Here is a 15845-nt window from a genome sequence, read left to right as displayed (position 1 = left end):
ATGATTAAAAATCAATTAAATACATATAAAAAACAATGGCTGTCTGTACTCTTGTTCAGTGTTAGTAGCTGGGTATGTGCACAGCCGATTGTAGTTGAAGGCGTGGTCCCGAATGAAGCCAGCAAACAGGCCATCCTGACTAAAATGCACAGTGTGTATGGTGCGGACCAAGTCATTGATAAAATTCAGGTTAAATCGGTTGCTGCACCCAATGGCTGGAGCGAATCGGTCACACGAATGATCACGCCAGACCTAAAAAAAGTGAAGCAGGGTCAATTGTCGGTACGCGGTACGCAAATTGATTTAAATGGAAAAATGTCCAATCAAAATGATATCCAGCCAACCACAAATGCTTTTCAGGGCTTGGTACAGGCGCCATATCGTTTTAATGCACAGTTATCTGTAAATCAGGCCGAACAGAAAATTATTGATGATGCCTTGAAAAACCGGATTATTGAATTTGAATCTGGCAGTGCGGTTTTAGCCGCATCTGGGACAAAAATTCTTGATGAGATGGCGATTGCCTTAAATAAGGTTGGTGGCAAGCAGGTGAAAATTATTGGCCATACTGATAGCTCTGGTGATGCCAATAAAAACCTGATCTTAAGTAAAGAGCGTGCACAGGCGGTAAAAGATTATTTGATTGGCAAAAATATTCCTGCAGATAGTTTGAGTGTGGAAGGTTTAGGCGCCAACAAACCTGTGGCAGACAACTCAACAGCTGAGGGTCGTAAAAAGAACCGTCGTATTGAGTTTGAAGTGATTTAAGTGGTCATTAAAGGAATAAGAGCCATCTACAGGATGGCTTTTATTTAATATGCTATATTTCGTATAATGTATATTATGTTAAATAGCATGTCGGGGATTGTGCCCTATACAAACTGTATGTTGGCACAACTTCACTGGAGATATTTGCTAAAGGTATATAGAGTTGCGAACTCATAATCCGATTCTTAAGTACTTGTTCAAGAACTACCATCATTAAAATTAATAGTTGATAGTATAACTTAAGGCAAAAGTTCGGCCTTCGGCAGGAATTGCTAATAAAGAATTGGCATTTGTTACCGCAGCCTGTTGAGCAAATACAGTTTTGTATTGGCTATCCCAAAGATTATAAATACCAAAATCTACGCGCCCTTTTGCCATTGGAAAATGGGCCAATACATCCATAGTACTGTAGCCTTTAATATCTGCAGCACTATTGCTGTCAGTCAAACCGGCTGTCTTTAATTGCTGGTCATCCTTATAGGCTTTATTGGTACCTTTAATGGCCTGTATTTGTGCACGGACACCATAGCCAGCGTCGTTATTCCATTCAGCGAATAAAGTTCCTTTGGTTGGAGAAATGGCAAAAGCATTTAATTCATGCCAATTGTCGGCAACATCTTTATACTGCCCACGTGTATAACCTAGAGTACCTCCGACCTTATAGTTTTGCATAAATGGATAGCTGACAGTCGCTTCTGCACCATATACTCTTTGATCAGCATCTACTACGTTTACAGAACGGTCAGCATTAAACTGTACCACCTGATCCGAGGTATTATAAAAACCGGTTAAGCCAAGATTTAAGCCCGTGTCCTGATTTAAACGCCAGCCTAATTCATAGCTGTTTACTGTAATCGGTGCAATACCAGAAGTCGTTAAGGTATAAGCAGCCACATCACGCAGCACCCGTTGTACATCTGGATAACTATAACCCTGTGAGAAGTTAGCATAAACTTGCTGCGCGTCTGTTAACTCATAGACTGCACCCAAATTGAATAGAAATTTGTCCGAATGGGTGGAGTCAGCCGCCATTAAAGTAATCGGTTTACGTGCGGTTAAATAACTGTCAGTGTCTGCCTGAACATATTGATAACGCACACCGGCCTGAATATTTAGACGATCTGTTAAGGCATAATCTCCTTGGACAAATGTGCCAATATTCTGAATTTCTGTATCAGGACCGGAACCCTGTTTTTCCCCTGTAGCGGTATAAACCAGACCATTATGACTAGGTGTATAGTAATCTGCCCATTGATGGTCTTTTTCCCAGTCATAGTCGAGGCCATAAGTCAGTTTTAAATCTCGATCTGCGACCTGTATATTAGATTGAATGGTAGAACGAATACCGGCATAGTCAATATTGGATTGGCTTTGCTTTACCTTACTCCCATCTTTCGAATAGCCGTAAGGTACAAAGCGTACTTTTTCATTACGATAATATGCCTCCACATTCAAAGTCTGTCCAAGGACATCTTGATTTTGATATTGGGTATTAACGGCATAGCGCTCTGTAAAGGGCTGATTATCGAGGCTCCATCCTTTTATTGCTTTATGGGAAGGCTCAGTACCAGTTTGTAAGTAGGAATAGTCTGGTCCATATTCTGTATCCTGTTTATCTTTATAATATTGCGCCCCTACACTGAAAGTTTGCGTATCTGTTAAGTCAAAGTTTAAACGGCCATTGATGTCAAGGGTATCGGTATCCATTGTGCTACCCTGCCAAGGACTTAATGAAATACGCTCTCCTCGACCATCAAATTGAGAACCTCGGCGGGTATAATCTAGGCCTAAAAATCCATCCACTTGATCATTACTAAATGAGGCAGTTTGACCTACTTGGTAAGTTAAACCGTCACGGCGGAAATTATCGGCTGATGTGATGCCCAGCTTGGTTTGAAAACTTACGGGTTCAGATTTATCTGCGCGTTTGGTAATAATATTAATAATGCCACCCGTAGCACCTGAACCATAAATACTGGATGCGCCGGAAACCACCTCAATATGGTCAATCATATTTGGACTAATACTATTCAGTTGACGAGCAACATCCCGTGAACCTGTCTGTGAAACTCCATCAATCATGACCAGTACATTACGTCCACGCATGGTCTGACCATAATTACTTGTAGTTCCACTACTAGGTGCTAAAGATGGTACAAGCTGCGCTAAAATATCCGCGACTTTTCGACCTGCGCCAGCTTGTTGAACAATTGCTTCGCCATGAATGGTTTGTACTGTCCCTGCGATCTCGGCGATTGTTTTAGGTGTACGTGTGGCGGTCATCACCATTGTTGAAAGTTGAGTGATATCCGGTTTTTCTGGTGCAGCTGCTGGGCTACTCTCTTTTGCATAAAGATGCATAGAAATAGCGATTGTGAGAAGACAAAGATTAAATTGAGATCGCCGCATTTTCATTCCCTAGATTGCAATTGTTAATTTTGTGGCAAATGATAATCATTATTATTAATGATGTAAAATTATTATTTAAAAATTTTATTGAGTACTTTCCTGGCTTGAAACTTCACAGGAAAAATTTCATAAAACAGACAATGAACACTGCTTTGAAATGAAAAAAATTAATATTTATTGATCTATTTTTAATTGAGGTAACCGACTTCTTCTAAGTAAATCAAGTAATCCAAATTGAACAGGAAGCTCCTTCTAAAGATAATTATTTAGATCATGAATCTGCTAAGAAGCATACGCTCTATAATCAAACCACTATTATGAGCGTATTCGTTATCTTCCAATTGCCTTCAGCTTAACCCAAACCCTTAACCAGAAAGAAACAGCCCACAATCACCAATAACACGGCGAAACATTTTTTCAGGATTTGTGGCGATAATGCATGTGCTGTTTTCGCCCCAAGTTTGGCAGTAAAGAAACTCATAATGCTAATACCAAGAAAAGCATAAATATGAACAAAGCCAATAGTATTGGGCACATTCACCTGCGCCTGCATCCCAAAAATCATAAATCCCAAAGCACCGGCAACTGCAATGGGGAAACCACAGGCTGCAGATGTGCCTACTGCCTGTTGCATGACCACGCCATAACGGTTGAGATACGGTACGGTCAAGCTGCCACCGCCAATCCCAAAGATGGCTGAAGCAAAACCAATTCCCGAACCTAAAGCATCCAATGGCCATAGGCGGAGCTAGATGTCTAAAGACTGGCCACAGCACTGCCTCGTTCTTATGGTGCGCCATCAATGAACTGATAGAGGTGATCACAATAGTTGCTAGCGATGTACCTAAAGCCAAATGCATAATCACATCCGGACTATAACCCATCTGCATAAACACGATATATAACAGTGGTACAATGATTGTTCCGCCACCGACCCCAAACAGCCCAGCGGCAAAACCTGCGCATGCCCCGATAATTAAAAAAATGATAATTTCCACGAAATACTGACTGAATAATTTGAAATTAAAGACAAGGCGCCTTAAGCAAGTTCCAGCTCACCAACCTGATGATAGGCACGATTAAAATACACCAGACCATGTTCTTGCTGACTGTGCTGAATGGCCAGCACACGGCACATAAAAATGCTATGCGTACCCACCTGCTGAATCTGCTCAATCTCGCAATCAAAGCTGGTCAAGGCATCTGTTAACACCGGCGCGCCGGTTTCCAGCTCAGTCCAGGTTCCATATTGAAAGCGCTCTTCAGACTTCATTTTGGAGGCAAAGACATTGGAGATTTGTTGATGCTGCGCGCCTAGCACATTCACGCTCAAGATTTTATTTTCAATAAAATGAGCATGTGAACGTGAGGTCTGATTCATGCAAACCAATAAGGTCGGTGGTGTATCGGTTACACTACACACGGCAGATGCGGTAAATCCATGCACACCGGATGCCCCTGCCGTGGTCACCACATTGACCGCGCTGCTGAGCAAAGACATGGCATTTCTAAAGTCTGCTGCTTCAATCATCACCGGATTCCTTCATGTTCTTGGGTTATGCTTGAAATGGTTGTTAAGCGGATGGGCCGGATCAGGTGTTTCCCATCCCTTCCCATCAGCTATGCCACATGATGTGCTTACGTGTTAAGCACTCAGTTCTTGACGCACAATATCGGCGCCGGCGCTTAAAGCACGCAGTTTGCCTTGCGCCACCTGACGTGATAACGGCGTCATACCACAGTTGGTCGATGGATAAAGCTTGTCGGCATCAACAAATTGCAAGGCCTTACGCAAGGTATTGGCCACTTCTTCTGCTGTTTCAATCTGGCTGGTGGCCACATCAATAGCGCCAACCATAACTTTTTTGCCACGGATCAGCTCAATCAGGTCCATCGGTACGCGCGAGTTCTGGCATTCCAGCGATACAATATCAATTTTGGATTGTTGCAATTTCGGGAATACGGCTTCATATTGTCGCCATTCAGAGCCTAAGGTTTTTTTCCAGTCGGTATTGGCTTTAATGCCATAGCCATAACAGATATGCACGGCGGTTTCGCATTTCAGTCCTTCCAGTGCGCGTTCCAGTGTGGCCACGCCCCAGTCATTGACTTCATCAAAGAACACGTTAAAAGCAGGTTCATCAAACTGAATAATATCAACCCCAGCCGCTTCGAGTTCCCTTGCCTCCTGATTCAGGATTTTGGCAAATTCCCAGGCCAGTTTTTCACGGCTTTTGTAATGACCATCGTACAGGGTATCAATCATGGTCATTGGACCCGGCAAAGCCCATTTAATCGGCTGAGTGGTCTGGCTGCGTAAAAACTTGGCATCTTCTACAAACACCGGCTGTTTCCGGGCCACCTCACCGATCACCGAAGGTACGCTGGCATCATAACGGTTACGGATACGCACCGTTTCCCGTTTTTCAAAATCCACACCTTCGAGATGTTCAATAAAGGTGGTGACAAAATGCTGACGGGTTTGTTCACCATCGCTTACAATATCAATTCCGGCCAGTAACTGTTCATGCAGTGACAGGCTCAAGGCATCCTGTTTGGCTTCACGCAGTGCATCACCTTCAAGTTTCCACGGCGACCAGAGTTTTTCCGGTTCTGCCAGCCAGGACGGTTTCGGTAAGCTGCCTGCGGTTGAGGTTGGGAGTAAAATGCTCATCTCTAATCTTCTATCTCTATACGTTGAATTAAGCAGCGTTGGTTTCTACGGTGTAGCTGGCAGCCCACTGTTCCAGGATGTGCTGATACGGTTTGATAAAGTGTTCTTCTGTCCATTTGCCCTGTTTTACGGCCAACTGGCTACGCTCGACACGGTCATAGACAATTTGTGTCAATGAATAATCCGGGTACTCCAGGCTAGGTTGATAGACCTGACCTGCAGTCGAGTTGGCATTGTAAATTTCAGGACGATAAATCTTCTGGAAGCTTTCCATGGTGCTAATCGCGCTGATTAATTCAAGATCGGTATAATCTGCCAATAAATCACCGCTAAAATAGAATGCCAAAGGTGCAGCACTATTTTCTGGTTTAAAATAGCGAACGGTTAAACCCATTTTAGCGAAATAATGATCTGTTCTTGAGTATTCATTTTGCTGATATTCAACACCCAGCACCGGATGAACATTGGCGGTACGATAATAGGTTTTGGTGGTCGATACGCTCAGGCAGATCACCGGCTGTTTATTAAAATGTGACTGGAACGCCTCGGAATTCACCACGTACTGATACAGCTTGCCGTGCAAATCACCAAAGTTGTCTGGTATTTCCCCTGCTTTATAGCCTTGGGACAATAAAAGCACGCTAAAATCATAATCACGTACATACGATGAAAAACTGTTTCCGATCATGCCTTCAATACGCTGATTGGTACGATGATCAACAATCGTCGATTTCAGCATTTCAATGGCTGGAAAGGCGTTACCATTGCCTTCGACATCAAGATCTGCTGATACAATATCAATTTCCAGTGAATAACGGTCACCCTTCGGATTGTCCCAATGTGCCAAGGCATTAAAATGGTTATTGATCATGCGCAGCGTATTACGCAGGTTCTGTTCACGGCTTTCACCACGCGCCAGATTGGCAAAGTTGGTTGTTAAACGGGTACTGTCCGCTGGTTGATAGTTTTCATCAAAACGAATACGTTGAATTGAACATGCAAACTGTTGACTCATCTGTTCCACCGCTTTAAATATCTAAAAATAAAAATCTGAATGTCTTTCTGGTTTTAGTTATACGTGAACCCTAAGATGAATAAAAATGATTTAATCTAAGTTAATAGTGAATTAAATTCATGTTTTGATTTGAATAGCGTTATTTAAGGCGAAAATATAGAAAAATAGACTGCCCTATGAGTCATCAATCGAGTCCAATTTTTCTTGCTGGAAAAAGGCCAAAAAGCTAGATTTAGAATCAAAATATATTTTTTTAATTTTAATAAAAACAATTATTTATAATTTTTATTGTAGCTAAACATCTTCACATTTTGTTGAAGAAAATGAGCTTCTTGATGGAATAAAAAATTGGCTCGCCTAAATATTTGGATCTGGTCTGTTTAGGTCAAACGGCGCTTATATAAAAATGTCTATAAAAGCATCAACATGAATTTGGCTCAGTTGAAGATGAGGAAAAATCAAGGGGTTTAGCTTGTAAATAATCAGTGATTTACCTTCCTATTAAACGAATAGATGCAGTGTTCTTCTGTAGCCCAATTTCCTTGAGAAACGACTTTGCGACTTTCAGCTTCTATAAGAAATGAAAATTTAAACCGGCTCAGCTATACTGTTTAAAATATAAGCAGAATATTGAGATCAGTAAAATAAGGAAATATCTGATGACTTTTCAAAAAACAATTTTGGGGCTAAGTTTAAGTTGTGTACTGGCACTTATGTATGGCTGTACCAAACCGGCTTCTGATCAGGCTGAAACTGAAGTCAGTACTTCTGAAATCACATCGGATTCAAATGAAACTGCCAAAGCCAGCTCAGATTTTGATCTGAATAACATCCCCATTTCGACCGCAGTGCTTGGCGAGTTTCCTTATATTGAGTTACCACAGGGTTATCGCTATCAGAATGATGAAAATCGAAAGTTTGAACGTGTGCCGTTTTGGACAGGACATGACTTTCACTGGGTTGAAGGAAAACTGTTTAGTTCGGGTATTACCGCTAAATCAGATTATAAAGAAGGCAGTTATTTAGAAATACAGCGTAATCTTGATGCGGTAATTAAACAGCTTGGCGGTGTAGAAGTTGCCAATAGTCAAATCCCCAAAGAGCTTGCCAACAGTCTGCCTGATGCCATTCGGGTGCAACATGGTTCAGGTTTGGCTGATATTTATAATTACCCTGCGCAAACGTATGTGATTCGACAAGCGGATAAAAATATTTGGTTCCATTTGGCGCAATCTGGTCACTATATGGGTTTAATGGTAGCGGAAAGTCAGCCCTTAAATATCACTGCCAAAGCACTGACGTCGAGTGCACTGAAACAAAGTCTGGATCAGGACAGTAAAGTGAGTGTGCAAATTAACTTTGCCACAGATCAAGCCGATATTTTGCCAGACTCACAAGAACAAATAGATCAGATTATTGCTTTACTGAAAGATAACGATGATTTAAAACTTGGCATTTACGGACATACTGATAATACAGGCGATGCGGCGCATAATTTAAAATTGTCTGAGCAACGTGCGCAAGCTGTGGTGACTGCTCTAACCAAAGCAGGCATTGATACAAATCGTCTGACAGCCAAAGGTTTTGGGGATACTCAGCCTGTTGCAGATAATGCGACTGAAGATGGTAAGGCGAAAAACCGTCGGGTGGAGTTGGTGAAATTATAAAAGTCTAAATACTAAAAAGACCGCAATATAGCGGTCTTTTTTACATCTTTTTAAAAATGGTGTCACGGCGGTCAACGTCTAAGACAAGCACCACAATTTTGGCGTCAATGACTTGATAGACTAAGCGATACGCGGTTTCAGCTTATCAAACTTTTAAGTGCGGTTTTTGTGAACTCGAACTCTTAAGTCAGCTAAAGTTACCCTGATAGTTTCTTCACTTTTCGCTTTTTCTGCTAGTTGTAATAAATAAACCTCATCCATAACACAATCTTTTAAGATTATTTTTGTATTTTCCAAAATGCGATTTTGACGATCAGGGCTACGACCTTCTAAAAATTCTGGTATTTTTTTTACCATATTTCATAAGCTCCAAATAGGATGTTCTTCCCAATTATCAGGAAAACCCATCGCAACACGCCAATTTTCATCTTTCACAATAGGTTTTAAGAGTTTATTCAATTGATAGCACCACTCTGAATCAAATCCTGTCGGTCTTAGCAAGGTTTTTAAGATTAAGAGTACATAGAAGATACGTTTATTCGTCGGTGTAATCGGTGATTGCCAATTTGGATCTTTGTCAGCTTTAGATTTAATTGCTAATTCTTTATTCCATAACCGTCCATGATGGGCACAAATATTTCTTACATAGGTCAATATATGCAACCATTCAGCTAATTTTTCATGATGCAAAGAAAAATACTGTGCGATTGCTTTCTTATCTTCTTTATTATTTGCCTTATTATTTATTAAACCACTATATAAAAATGACAATGAACCAAAACTTAAAACTTCTGTCAGCATTCAAATTGGGATTTGAGGAAAACCATCATAATTTTGTTGAAAATGCTGAATGAACGTATCTTTAGAGCGTCCAACTTCTTTGTTGCATGTTTCTAAAAATTTTCTATGGTTAAATTTGGGATAAAAATTTTGTGCATTGTAGATACCAAATGCACCATATTGATGACCGAGATAATACGTTAATTTCGTTCGTAAAAACGTTTCTATAATTTCGATAGCACCGAATATTTGTAATCGTAATTCAGTATCAAATTCATATAATTGCACAATTTTTTCAAACGAAGTGCCCGGCTTGAATCGATCTAAGACATTATTTCCTGACCTTAGTCGGTAAGGATACCAATATGCACTTAAGCGATAATAACCATATTTTGCCAATATTCCTTCAGCCCAAGCAACATTATGAATACTCAATCCTTTAGACTGTAGATGATGCACTTGCTCAGCATATGATAAAGGCTTTTTATTATAAGGTTTTAACATAATTCACTAAAATCGAGGCATAAAAAACCGCCAAGGTTGCGCGGACTTCAAAAGAAGAACTAAGCGTGGCGGCTGTATTAAATACATAATAGCGACAATTGTCATTATTAGCAAGTTATGATCAAAAACCGCCCTTAGCGACGGTCTTTTTTATATCTAATCTCCTCTACCCCCTATTTATTAAAGAGGTGAGGAACAGCATTCCGCAAGGGGAGAATTTTTAAGCCACAGGTGATAACCTAAACAACATCTGCCATTGTTCATGAACCTTTTACTTCTCAAAAATCTCTCTTAAATCCTCCGTCATCCCTTGGGCGGACTTAAACTCGCCTTGCTGGTTTTTCCACACCATTGACGGCGTGGCAAAGAAACCATATTTAGCCATCAGTTCCTGATTGGCATCTATTTTTGCAGCAATATCAGCAGGGATATTCTTGGTAATTTTTAACTTGTTTTGCCCTTTGTTGGCATTGTAACTGGTAAATACCTGCTGCGGATTTTTAGCCATCAGCATGGTCGCCACTTGCCCGCGGCTCTCATCACGAATGACTGCCACCTGAATATGTCTAAGCTGTACCTTCCCCGCCTTCACCCACGGACGTGCCTTTTGCCAGAAGGTATGGCAATACGGACAATTCGGGTCTGAAAATACATATACAATCCGCGGCGCATCTTTTTGTCCGTCCTGAATCCAGGTGGAGTTTTCCAGACTTTTCCAGACATCATCCAGCACGGCGTCTTTGACATGGGTTTCAAGCGCTTTGATGGTCAGGTTCTCACCCTTGGCATTGTGCAAATCGCCAATAATGTAATATTTCTGGTCATTGGAAATAAACACGGTTGCCGGACTTTGCTGCATATGCCCGGCCCATCCGGTCATTTTTTCTGGCGCTTCAATCTGTTTGATAAATTTAAATCCTTCCTGCTCAATCTGTTTTTTCAGATCAGTCTGGGCAAATGCTGTCGTATTTAACAGCAGCAGGAACAACGCAGCGGGATAAATCATTTTCATGAGAATTTCCTGTTATTTTGAAGATGGAGCAGAAAGATCGTTGATATAGCGACGCAGCATCGGCTGGGTCAGTTCGCCCATATGCCGATGCACGAGCTGTCCTTGCGCATTAAAGAACAAGGTGCTTGGCAAGCCGTACATATTCATCTGGGTGGCCATGTCACCTTGAGGATCAAACAGGACATGCTGGAAATTAAAACCATGCTGACGCAGATAATCCTGTACCGTGTCAGTCGTTTCGCCCTGATTCAGCATTACAAAATGAATGTCCGGATAATCCTGCTGGGCCTGATGTAAAACCGGCATTTCCCGGTGACACGGCGGACACCAGCTGGCCCACAGGTTGATGACGGTCGGTTTGCCAACCCAGTGCTGTAGCGGCACCTGTTGCTGCTGTAAATTTTGAAATTGCAGGTCAGGATACTGATTCTGCTGTGGCAAGACTGATTGAATACCCCAGTTCAGACAAAGCTGGATCGCAACAAATAGCGCGATCAATATCGCTTTAGGCAGATTGGCCAATGCCCGGTTTTTCCATAAAAACCACCCAATGCCGGCAATCAATCCACCATAAAAATGAAAGCCTTTGTCCTGAATCTTGATTATATCCAGTGGTGTCGCCAGATAAAGATCGGCATGCATCAGCACAAAAACCAGTCGTGCGGCAATTAATCCCACCCAGAATGACGTCCACAAGCTGTCACTAAAGATGCACCAGCTAGGTTCAGGCCATTGCTGTTTGTGTCTGAAATATCGCCCTGTCCCATACACCAGCACTAATCCGGTGAGCAGCAGCACAATCTGCCACGGCAACATCAGTGGGCCTATATGCAGCGCCGTTGCAGAAACCATCATGGTGTTTTTGCCTGCTGAAGTTGCTGTAAGCGCTGAATAAGTTGGGTCGCGCTAAAGGTGCCGGTTAAACGCAAAGTACGCTGTTCCTGCTGCTGGCTGTCCAGGAAAATCATGGTCGGTGGGCCAAGAATCTGCCAGTCACGCAGTAATGCATCTTGAGATGGATGATACTCGGTTAAATCCAGTTTAATTCGTACCACATCCTGCAAGGCGGCCTGTACATCGGTACGGGGCAAGACTTCATTTTCTACCGGTTGACAGGCCACACACCAGTCGGCATAGACATCAATCACGATACTGCGTCCACTGTTTTGCTGTAGCAGCTGTGCCAGTTCCTGCTGGGTATGCACCTTTTGCCAGCTGAGTGTTTGCTGGGCATGGACCGCACCCATCTGCTGAAGGCCATGTTGAATATGCCAAATACCAATAGCGGTCATGGCCAGCGCCAGCACAATAACGCCAACACGCGAAATTTTCCCTTGCAGATGTCTGCGGATTAAATCGAAGCAGTAAATCGCCAGTGCCAGGAAAATAATGCCCATCAACAGGAAATAGGCCACAGTCGGCAGCAATGGGCGGGCGAAATAAACTGCCAGCGCCAGCATTAAAAAGCCGAAACTGAATTTCAACCGGTCCATCCACAAACCCGGTTTCGGTAAATATTTGGCGCCAAATACAGCGGCAATAAATAAAGGAATCCCGAGGCCCAGACCCAGTACAAACAGATAGGTCGCGCCGAGTACCGGCTGATCCAGTTGCGATACGAACAGCAAAGCACCGGCCAAAGGCGCGCTCATACACGGACCTACAATCAGCGCGGAAATCATCCCCATTAACGCAGCACCGACCAGCGTACCGCCCTGCTGTTTTTGCTGCCATCGGTCCAGTCGTTGTAATAAACCTTGTGGTAAGGACAGCTGATACACCCCAAACAGGTTCAAGGCAAACAAGATAAATAGCACCGCAAAGATGCCAATAAAGATCGGGCTTTGGAACCAGCGCTGGAAACTATAGCCCAGTTGTGCAACCGCCAGTCCCATCACCGCATACACTGCGGCCATACCCAGCACAAAAGCCAGCGCAATCAACGCAGCACGATAACCGCGATGACGCTGTACCAGAATACCGGACAGAATTGGAATCAGTGGCAAAGAACAAGGTAAAAAGGCCAGTAAAATACCAAAACCTAAAAAAATCAGCAGATTAAAAAATAAATGATGTTCCGAGAGTAAATTGAAAAAATACTGGTCGTTGTTCCATTCAGATTGTAATGATGCGGTGGCTGCCGTTTGTGTCTCGCCTGCGATTTCACTGGCCGGCACCGGATTAGACGCTACGACTGAAATTTCTGAAGCCGCGACAGCATCAGTGAGTTTTGTCGGCTCTGTATTCTCTACTGCGGCAATCGCGTCATCTTCAATTACATTTGCTTCTACTACAGCTGGTGTGGTTGTCAGTACTGTTTTTTCAGGTTTACTTGGTGCCGCTTCAATTTTAGCCGGTGCATCCAGCGCGACCGGTTTGGCAGCGCTTAATAAACGCCGTTCGCTTGAAGGTGCATCTGACTGGGGCAACAAGCCTTGCGCATCGGTCTGAATGCTGGCGCGTTGCACCGGATAACATAAACCGCTTTCGGCACAGCCCTGCCACTGAATTTTAAATTGCTGGTTTGGCGCGACCGTAATCGTGGTCTTGACCTGATGATAATGCACCTTGGTCTGGCCAAAGGTCGGATCGTTCTTATCTTCCGGGACCGGCAGCTGTAATTTTAGCGCACCAGCATCGCTACGCACCTGTAGCTGATCATGATATAAATAATAATCTTCGGCGATGGTCCAGCGCAGTTCCGCCTGATCATCGCTAATAGAACGCGCCTGAAACTGAAACGCTTGATCGGGTGGCAAGAACTCCTGCGCCTGTGACCAAACTGGCCAGAATGCACAAAGAACCACAAGCAAAGCACTTACACGCGTAATCATGACGTCCATTTTTCTGTAGAAAACCCGATTCATTATTAAAAAGATTAAATTAAGAGAACATTAACATAGCTCATTATTTATAAAATAGGATTTCAGGTGGAGAGTAACTATGTTTGTGGTTCTGGTCGAAGATGATCCTTATATTGCCCAAAGTATCTGTTCAGCGCTGGACTATTTAAATATTTCAGTTGAGCATGTGGCTACTGCGCGTGCTGCCGATTATTTTATCCGGCAAAGTGCGGTCGACCTGTGCCTGCTGGATTTGGGCCTGCCCGATCAGGATGGTCTGGAACTGCTGCAGCAGTGGCGTCAGGATAAAATTCATCTGCCGGTACTGGTTCTAACTGCCCGGCATCAAACCCGGCAATGTGTAGAAGCCTTAAATCTGGGGGCCGATGACTACCTGACCAAACCCTTTGAACTGGATGAGCTGATTGCCCGTATTCATGCGCTGGCACGGCGTAATCGAGGTTTTTCTTCCAATCTGTTACAACTGGGCGATTTGCAGTTAAACCGCGATACCCAGGAAGTGACGTTCCAGCAGCAGCCGGTGACTCTGTCACGGCGTGAATACAGCCTGCTGGAAACCCTGATGAGCCATCCCAACCAGATTTTAAAAAATGAACAGCTGCTCGATAAACTGTATGGCTATCAGGACAGTATCGAGAGCAACGCGCTGAATGTGCATATTTATCATTTACGCCAGAAACTAGAGCCGCAGCTGATTCAGACCATTCGTGGTGTGGGCTATATGTTTAAAGTACCGGAAACCGAGAGCTGAATATGCAGAACTACAGTTTAAAATGGCGGCTGGTCAGCATGTTTATGGTGGTGTTTCTTAGCCTGTGGAGTCTGGTGTTTTGCTGGCTGTATTATGATTTGCAGCAGCGGCTGCAAGATACGCTGGATCAGCGCCTGTTTGCCTCTGCACAAATGGTGGCGCGGCTGATTCAGCATTTGCCGCTCCAGGAAATTAATCCCGATTCCTTAAAACAGGTGGCCGAACAGTATCATGCGCAAAACCTGATTGCCTGTGAGGTGTCGGTGTTTAGCTCGGATATTACCTTGGGGCCGTATGTGGTGGCTCGCACCCGCGGTGCGCCGGCGCAGCTAACCGGACAGCAACCGGGCTTTAGTACCTGGCAGGAAAATGGTGTGGAATGGCGCAGTTATGTGCTGCGTAAAGGTGATATTCAGGTGGTGGCCGCAGAACGGCTGGTGCTTAGAGCCTCTTTATTGCAACAGATTCTGCAATCGGTGCTGATTCCGCTGGTGTTATCGCTATTGATCTGTATGGCGCTGGTGATTCATATTCTGCGTAAAGAATTCCGCCCTTTAGATGATATGGCCCAGCAACTGGCAGATAAACAGCATTCGCTGTCAGATGCGGCGCATTATTTGCAACATCTGGATGCGCGTAAAATTCCCAAAGAAGTCCAGCCTTTTGTCGATAATTCCAATCAGCTGATTCAGAACCTGCATCATAGTCTGGAAAATGAAAAACTGTTTACCGCCTATGCCGCACACGAACTGCGTAGTCCTTTAACTGCAATTAAAACCCATGTACAACTCAGCCGGATGATGGTCGAGCAGAATCCGGCGCAGGCCAGCAAGCTGATTGAAAACCTGAAACAGGCCGAAAACAGTATCTGGCGCTATCAGCAGTTGCTGGAACAGTTGTTATTACTCAGCCAGACCGATCATGAAGCAGCGCAAGCCGCCACAGATTCGGAAACCACCGAAGTCGCGCCGGTTTTGAGGCAAGTGATGGAGGAATTAAGTCCGGTTTATCCACATTTAAACACTATCTTGCAGGTCGATTGGGAAAGTCTGCAAACCCTGCAATTGCCACCGCTGAGCTTGCATACCATCCTGAAAAATCTGCTGGAAAATGCCCTGCTACATGCCCAAGGCTTAAGCCGGATTGAAATTATCATGCATGATCAGCAACTGCTGGTACAAGATGATGGTCAGGGGCTGACTGCGGCGGAACTGACCCAGATGACCCGGCGCTTCTGGCGTAAATCTGCCCAGCAACAGGGTCATGGTTTAGGGCTGGCTTTGGTGAAAGCGCTGCTCCAACATCATCACTACCAGATGGATTTAAGCCTGAACCTTCCTCAGGGTTTAAGCATTCGCATTCGGCCGGAGCAGCCCTCTTCCACGCTCAATTAAAGGGTTG

The 15845-nt window shown here is 43.7% G+C and carries 12 protein-coding genes and 2 pseudogenes; 4 read left to right on the top strand and 10 right to left on the bottom strand.

What is annotated here, in order from left to right:
* Complete coding sequence (locus FTU86_RS02245) at nucleotides 1-768, top strand: OmpA family protein (protein WP_075175237.1); 768 nt, start codon at nucleotides 1-3, stop codon at nucleotides 766-768.
* 219 nt (nucleotides 769-987) lie between these two features.
* Here FTU86_RS02245 and FTU86_RS02240 read toward each other — a convergent pair whose 3' ends face one another.
* From FTU86_RS02240 to FTU86_RS02220, 5 genes and pseudogenes are all read right to left on the bottom strand, one after another.
* Nucleotides 988-3177: a TonB-dependent receptor gene (locus tag FTU86_RS02240; RefSeq protein WP_180036333.1), complete on the bottom strand. Its 2190-nt coding sequence runs from the start codon at nucleotides 3175-3177 to the stop codon at nucleotides 988-990.
* A gap of 352 nt (nucleotides 3178-3529) precedes the next feature.
* Nucleotides 3530-4175 (bottom strand): annotated as a pseudogene (locus tag FTU86_RS02235) (sulfite exporter TauE/SafE family protein).
* A gap of 41 nt (nucleotides 4176-4216) precedes the next feature.
* Nucleotides 4217-4708 carry a flavin reductase gene (locus FTU86_RS02230; protein WP_180048346.1) on the bottom strand — a complete coding sequence of 164 codons (492 nt, stop codon included), beginning with the start codon at nucleotides 4706-4708 and terminating at the stop codon, nucleotides 4217-4219.
* 114 nt (nucleotides 4709-4822) lie between these two features.
* On the bottom strand, nucleotides 4823-5851 hold the full coding sequence (locus FTU86_RS02225) for a methionine synthase (RefSeq protein WP_005177880.1): 1029 nt from the start codon (nucleotides 5849-5851) through the stop codon (nucleotides 4823-4825).
* Nucleotides 5852-5879: 28 nt separating this feature from the next.
* Nucleotides 5880-6866 (bottom strand): DUF1852 domain-containing protein, encoded by a 987-nt coding sequence (locus FTU86_RS02220; protein ID WP_180048347.1) that lies wholly within the window; start codon nucleotides 6864-6866, stop codon nucleotides 5880-5882.
* Nucleotides 6867-7525: 659 nt separating this feature from the next.
* On the opposite strand from FTU86_RS02220, the gene FTU86_RS02215 reads away from it, so the two are divergent.
* Nucleotides 7526-8533 (top strand): OmpA family protein, encoded by a 1008-nt coding sequence (locus FTU86_RS02215; protein WP_180036336.1) that lies wholly within the window; start codon nucleotides 7526-7528, stop codon nucleotides 8531-8533.
* A 153-nt stretch (nucleotides 8534-8686) separates the two neighbouring features.
* On the opposite strand, the gene FTU86_RS02210 is transcribed toward FTU86_RS02215, so the two are convergent.
* The 5 genes and pseudogenes from FTU86_RS02210 to dsbD all read right to left on the bottom strand — a co-directional run bounded on the left by FTU86_RS02210 (nucleotide 8687) and on the right by dsbD (nucleotide 13663).
* Nucleotides 8687-8890 carry a hypothetical protein gene (locus FTU86_RS02210; protein WP_180036337.1) on the bottom strand — a complete coding sequence of 68 codons (204 nt, stop codon included), beginning with the start codon at nucleotides 8888-8890 and terminating at the stop codon, nucleotides 8687-8689.
* 3 nt (nucleotides 8891-8893) lie between these two features.
* Nucleotides 8894-9817 (bottom strand): annotated as a pseudogene (locus tag FTU86_RS02205) (Abi family protein).
* A gap of 271 nt (nucleotides 9818-10088) precedes the next feature.
* Nucleotides 10089-10829, bottom strand: a complete 741-nt coding sequence (gene dsbG / locus FTU86_RS02200; RefSeq protein ID WP_075175219.1) for a thiol:disulfide interchange protein DsbG — start codon at nucleotides 10827-10829, stop codon at nucleotides 10089-10091.
* 12 nt (nucleotides 10830-10841) lie between these two features.
* Nucleotides 10842-11684 carry a TlpA disulfide reductase family protein gene (locus FTU86_RS02195; RefSeq protein ID WP_180048348.1) on the bottom strand — a complete coding sequence of 281 codons (843 nt, stop codon included), beginning with the start codon at nucleotides 11682-11684 and terminating at the stop codon, nucleotides 10842-10844.
* A complete protein-coding gene (dsbD, locus tag FTU86_RS02190) occupies nucleotides 11681-13663 on the bottom strand; it encodes a protein-disulfide reductase DsbD (RefSeq protein ID WP_180036339.1) in 1983 nt (660 codons plus the stop codon). The genes FTU86_RS02195 and dsbD overlap by 4 nt, the downstream gene beginning before the upstream one ends.
* A 109-nt stretch (nucleotides 13664-13772) precedes the next feature.
* On the opposite strand from dsbD, the gene FTU86_RS02185 reads away from it, so the two are divergent.
* On the top strand, nucleotides 13773-14444 hold the full coding sequence (locus FTU86_RS02185) for a response regulator transcription factor (RefSeq protein ID WP_171431915.1): 672 nt from the start codon (nucleotides 13773-13775) through the stop codon (nucleotides 14442-14444).
* A gap of 2 nt (nucleotides 14445-14446) precedes the next feature.
* The gene (locus tag FTU86_RS02180; protein ID WP_180036340.1) at nucleotides 14447-15838 is read left to right on the top strand and encodes an ATP-binding protein; all 1392 of its coding nucleotides are present in this window, start codon (nucleotides 14447-14449) and stop codon (nucleotides 15836-15838) included.
* The last annotated feature ends 7 nt before the right edge of the window (nucleotides 15839-15845 follow it).

This window comes from Acinetobacter sp. YH12155, assembly GCF_013418255.1.
Lineage (GTDB): Bacteria > Pseudomonadota > Gammaproteobacteria > Pseudomonadales > Moraxellaceae > Acinetobacter > Acinetobacter indicus.
Note: the sequence above shows the minus strand (reverse complement) of the source record. Positions and strands in the feature narration are given on the sequence as shown.

What these genes read in the sequence shown, in the direction of transcription:
- FTU86_RS02245 (WP_075175237.1), top strand. Translation starts at nt 1, where the DNA reads ATGATTAAAAATCAATTAAATACATATAAAAAACAATGGCTGTCTGTA.
- FTU86_RS02240 (WP_180036333.1), bottom strand. Translation starts at nt 3,177, where the DNA reads ATGCGGCGATCTCAATTTAATCTTTGTCTTCTCACAATCGCTATTTCT.
- FTU86_RS02230 (WP_180048346.1), bottom strand. Translation starts at nt 4,708, where the DNA reads ATGATTGAAGCAGCAGACTTTAGAAATGCCATGTCTTTGCTCAGCAGC.
- FTU86_RS02225 (WP_005177880.1), bottom strand. Translation starts at nt 5,851, where the DNA reads ATGAGCATTTTACTCCCAACCTCAACCGCAGGCAGCTTACCGAAACCG.
- FTU86_RS02220 (WP_180048347.1), bottom strand. Translation starts at nt 6,866, where the DNA reads ATGAGTCAACAGTTTGCATGTTCAATTCAACGTATTCGTTTTGATGAA.
- FTU86_RS02215 (WP_180036336.1), top strand. Translation starts at nt 7,526, where the DNA reads ATGACTTTTCAAAAAACAATTTTGGGGCTAAGTTTAAGTTGTGTACTG.
- FTU86_RS02210 (WP_180036337.1), bottom strand. Translation starts at nt 8,890, where the DNA reads ATGGTAAAAAAAATACCAGAATTTTTAGAAGGTCGTAGCCCTGATCGT.
- dsbG (WP_075175219.1), bottom strand. Translation starts at nt 10,829, where the DNA reads ATGAAAATGATTTATCCCGCTGCGTTGTTCCTGCTGCTGTTAAATACG.
- FTU86_RS02195 (WP_180048348.1), bottom strand. Translation starts at nt 11,684, where the DNA reads ATGATGGTTTCTGCAACGGCGCTGCATATAGGCCCACTGATGTTGCCG.
- dsbD (WP_180036339.1), bottom strand. Translation starts at nt 13,663, where the DNA reads ATGATTACGCGTGTAAGTGCTTTGCTTGTGGTTCTTTGTGCATTCTGG.
- FTU86_RS02185 (WP_171431915.1), top strand. Translation starts at nt 13,773, where the DNA reads ATGTTTGTGGTTCTGGTCGAAGATGATCCTTATATTGCCCAAAGTATC.
- FTU86_RS02180 (WP_180036340.1), top strand. Translation starts at nt 14,447, where the DNA reads ATGCAGAACTACAGTTTAAAATGGCGGCTGGTCAGCATGTTTATGGTG.